The sequence below is a fragment of the Pseudonocardia pini genome, assembly GCF_013870575.1.
Classification (GTDB): Bacteria; Actinomycetota; Actinomycetes; order Mycobacteriales; family Pseudonocardiaceae; genus Pseudonocardia; species Pseudonocardia pini.
In genome coordinates, this window is the sequence record NZ_JACBXB010000561.1 from 1 (window position 1) to 3,785 (window position 3,785).

Annotated in this window: 4 protein-coding genes; 3 read left to right on the plus strand and 1 reads right to left on the minus strand. The window is 72.1% G+C overall.

What is annotated here, in order from left to right; translation table 11 throughout:
* Positions 1–18: 18 nt before the first annotated feature.
* Positions 19–150 carry a helix-turn-helix domain-containing protein gene (locus H5J29_RS36630; RefSeq protein WP_376768568.1) on the plus strand — a complete coding sequence of 44 codons (132 nt, stop codon included), beginning with the start codon at positions 19–21 and terminating at the stop codon, positions 148–150.
* A 4-nt stretch (positions 151–154) separates the two neighbouring features.
* Here the strand turns inward: H5J29_RS36630 and H5J29_RS24695 are convergent, their stop codons facing one another.
* Complete coding sequence (locus tag H5J29_RS24695; protein ID WP_181783422.1) at positions 155–856, minus strand: FadR/GntR family transcriptional regulator; 702 nt, start codon at positions 854–856, stop codon at positions 155–157.
* 124 nt (positions 857–980) lie between these two features.
* Between H5J29_RS24695 and H5J29_RS24700 the strand changes: the two genes are divergently transcribed.
* Both H5J29_RS24700 and H5J29_RS24705 read left to right on the plus strand, forming a co-directional pair.
* Complete coding sequence (locus H5J29_RS24700) at positions 981–2,765, plus strand: FAD-dependent monooxygenase (protein ID WP_181783423.1); 1,785 nt, start codon at positions 981–983, stop codon at positions 2,763–2,765.
* Between the two features lie 11 nt (positions 2,766–2,776).
* Entirely contained in the window at positions 2,777–3,616 is an 840-nt protein-coding gene (locus H5J29_RS24705) for a fumarylacetoacetate hydrolase family protein (protein WP_181783424.1), read from the plus strand.
* The last annotated feature ends 169 nt before the right edge of the window (positions 3,617–3,785 follow it).

Here is a 3,785-nt window from a genome sequence, read left to right on the forward strand (position 1 = left end):
CGACGCGCATTGACCCCGTTGGAACGCGCCGAGGCCAACGTCATCGCCGCGGCCCTGCGCGAGCACCGCGGCAACAAGTCCGCGGCGGCGAAGGAGCTCGGGATCTCCCGGACCGCCCTCTACGCGAAGCTGCGCTCCTACCGCCTGTGACCCGCTACGACCGCCGCTTGTCGCTGTGCTCCTCGGTCAGCCGCTCGATCGCCGCGGTGTCCCGCTCCGCGATCGCCTCGACCAGCCCGGCATGGATCCGCAGGCGCTCGGCCATGGCCTCGACGAGCGGCTGGTCGTCCGCGGGGAGCACCTTCAGCGTGTGGTCCCGGATGATCTCGATCAGGGTCAGGTAGATCGAACGCAGCATGGGGCTCGGGTTCACGGCGGTCATCAGCTCGTGCAGGCGCCAGTTCGCCCGGATGAACGCGATGGCGTCCCCCGCGAGCTGGGCCTCGGTCATCGCGGCGACCTGGTCGCGGTATCCGGCGATGTCGGCGGGCGAGGAGTGCCAGGCGGCGTCCGCGATGACCAAGGGGTCGAGCGCGTCCCTGATGCGCACGGCGTCGGCGACCGGGGCCGGGTCGGCGTCGAGCGCCAGGACGGAGTTGCCGAGCCGCACCATCGGCGACTGGTCCGCGGCGAACAGGCCGCCGCCCGGGCCCGGGCGGACCACGACGATGCCCCGCGCCTGCGCCACCCGAAGCGCCTCGTTGAAGGTGCCGACCGACACACCGCACAGTTCGCGCAGCTCGGACTTGGTGCCGAGCCTGCCCCCCGGCGCCGACGCCCGGGCCAGCTCGCCCAGGCGCTGGGCAGCACGTTCCGTGCGCGACGCCGTCCCGTCGCTCATGAGATCGCTCGCCATGCCACCCCTCCACGAATCGACCCTGATGATTATGACGCATGCCTTGACACCGGGTCCGTGTGACGGCAAGCATACAACCTATTCATCATGCTGGTTTCGGTGTTGATCCGTCGAGGAGGACGCGATGAACGAGCTCCAGGCCCCCGTGCTGATCGTCGGAGGTGGGGGCGGCGGCCTCTCCGCGTCGATGATCCTGTCCCGCCTGGGGATCCCCTCGGTGCTGGTCTCGCGGTATGCGAACACCTCGGTGCTGCCGAAGGCGCACGTGCTCAACCAGCGGACGATGGAGATCTTTACCGAGGTCGGCGTGGCCCCGGAGATCCTGGCGCGCAGCACACCGGCCGAGAACATGAAGGCCACCGGCTGGTACACCGGCGTGGCCGGGCCGCACGACGGCTACGGGCGCCGGATCGGCGGGCTCGAGGTCTGGGGCGGCGGGTACACGGACCCGGACTTCGTGGCGGCGAGCCCCTGCCGCACGGCCAACCTCCCGCAGGTCCGGCTGGAGCCGGTGCTGAAGGAGCACGCGGAGTCCTTCGCCGAGGCCACCATCCGCTTCCACCACGAGCTGGTGGACCTGACCCAGGACGACGACGGGGTCACCGCCACGGTCGTCGACCGGGCCACCGAGGAGCGCTACACCGTCCGCAGCTCGTACCTGATCGGCGCCGACGGTGGGCGGACGGTCAACGACCTCGTGGGCATCGGGATGAGTGGCCCGACGGACCTCATGCGGATGGTCTCCACCCACATGTCCGCGGACCTCTCGCCCTACCTCTCCGATCCCGAGGTCCTGATCCGCTGGCTGGTCAACCCGGACTTCGGGGCCTCGTGGGCCTCGGGCGTCCTCGCCGCGATGGGCCCCGACCACTGGGGCCCGGACTCCGAGGAGTGGGTGTTCCACCTGCAGTTCGCCGTCGACGACGCCGACGCCCTCGACCCGGAGAAGGTGCTGGCGCGGATCCGGGCGACCATCGGCATCCCGGACTTCTCACCGACCGTCCACCACATCAGCCAGTGGATCATGGAGGGCGTGCTGGCGGACCGGTTCCGCGCGGGCCGGGTGTTCCTGCTCGGCGACGCGGCCCACCGCCACCCGCCGACCGGCGGGCTCGGCCTCAACAGCGCGATCCACGACGCCTACAACCTGTGCTGGAAGCTGGCCGCGGTGCTCGACGGGCGGGCGGGCGACGCCCTGCTCGACAGCTACGAGGCCGAGCGGCGGCCGGTCGACGCCGCGAACGTCGACGCCGCCGTGAAGGCCGCGCTCAACCACTTCACCATCGACCAGGCACTCGGCCTGTCGCCGGAGAAGAGCCCCGAGGAGAACTGGGCCGCGGTCCGGCCGCTGTGGGAGGACCTGCCGAACTCCGAGGAGCGCAGGCACGCGGTGAACGTGGCGATCGGGTCGCAGACCATCGAGTTCCGCCACCACAACGTCGAGTTCGGCTACACCTACCCCGAGGGCGCCGTGGTCGCGGACGGCTCGCCGGACTACGTGCCGCTGGACCCGGTGCGGCTCTACGAGCCGAGCACCAAGCCCGGGCACCCGCTCCCGCACGCGTGGGTCGAGCGCGAGGGCGAGCGGATCCCGCTCGGCAGCCTGGTCGAGGGCGGGTACTTCGTGCTCCTGGCGGGCGAGGAGGGGCAGGCCTGGGTCGAGGCCGCGGCGAAGCTCGCGGCCGAGACGGGACTGCCGCTGCGGGCCGGGCGGGTCGGCGTGCTCGACAGCGACTACGTCGACGTCCGGTGCGCCTGGCTCAAGAACCGGGGGATCTCGGCGGGCGGAGCCGTGCTGGTGCGGCCCGACCGGTACGTAGGGTTCCGGTCCGCCGGGCCCGTCGACGACGCCGCGGCGACCCTCGCCGCCGCCGTCGCGCAGATCCTCGGCACGTCCCCCACAGACTGAAGGAACGTCACATGCGTATCGCCAACCTCGCGGGCCGGCTCGTCCTCGTCACCGACGCCGGTGCCGTGGACGTCGAGACGGCCAGCGCGGGCCGGTTCTCCGCCGACCCGCAGGCCGTCTACCCGCGCTGGGCCGAGTTCACCGCCTGGGCGGAGACGGCCCCCCTCGAGCAGGCCCGGCCCGTCGACGCGACCGCGCTCGGCGCGCCGGCGCCCACTCCGGCGCAGGTGTTCGGCATCGGGCTGAACTACCGCGACCACGCCGCCGAGGCCGGTTTCGCCCTGCCGGACTCCCCGACGGTCTTCACGAAGTTCGTCTCCTGCCTGACCGGCCCCGAGGGGGAGATCCCGCTGGCCGGGCCCACGGTCGACTGGGAGATCGAGCTGGTCGTGGTCATCGGGAAACTCGCCCGCCACGTGGCCGCCGAGGACGGGTGGGACCACGTCGCCGGGCTGACCGTCGGGCAGGACCTCTCCGAGCGCACGGTCCAGACCGCGGGGCCCGCGCCGCAGTTCAGCCTGGGCAAGTCCTTCCCGCGGTTCGGCCCGATCGGGCCGTACCTCGTGACCCCGGACGAGTTCGAGGACCGCGACGACATCGTCCTGGGCTGCGCGGTCAACGGCGAGTCCGTGCAGAAGGGCCGCACCTCCGACCTGATCTTCAGCGTACCGCGGCTGGTCGCCGAGCTGTCCGCGGTGCTCCCGCTGCTGCCCGGGGACGTGATCTTCACCGGGACGCCCGCCGGCGTGGGGGTGGCCCGCGACCCGAAGCGGTTCCTCGCCGTCGGCGACGAGCTCGTCAGCACGATCGACGGCATCGGGTCCATGCACCACCGCTTCGTCCCCGCCTGAGAAGGAGGTCCCGCGGATGGGACTGCACAGACTCACCGAGATCACCATCGGCGTGCCGAACGTGGCGGAGACCGCCGGCTACTACACCGAGTTCGGGCTCACCCCCGAGCCCGACGGGACCGAGCAGGTCTTCGGCACCGTGGACGGCGGCAGGCAGCTGCGGGTCCTG

Bases quoted from the DNA above. Each gene is read 5' to 3' on its own strand.
- H5J29_RS24705 (WP_181783424.1), top strand. From the start codon at position 2,777: ATGCGTATCGCCAACCTCGCGGGCCGGCTCGTCCTCGTCACCGACGCC.
- H5J29_RS24695 (WP_181783422.1), bottom strand. From the start codon at position 856: ATGGCGAGCGATCTCATGAGCGACGGGACGGCGTCGCGCACGGAACGT.
- H5J29_RS24700 (WP_181783423.1), top strand. From the start codon at position 981: ATGAACGAGCTCCAGGCCCCCGTGCTGATCGTCGGAGGTGGGGGCGGC.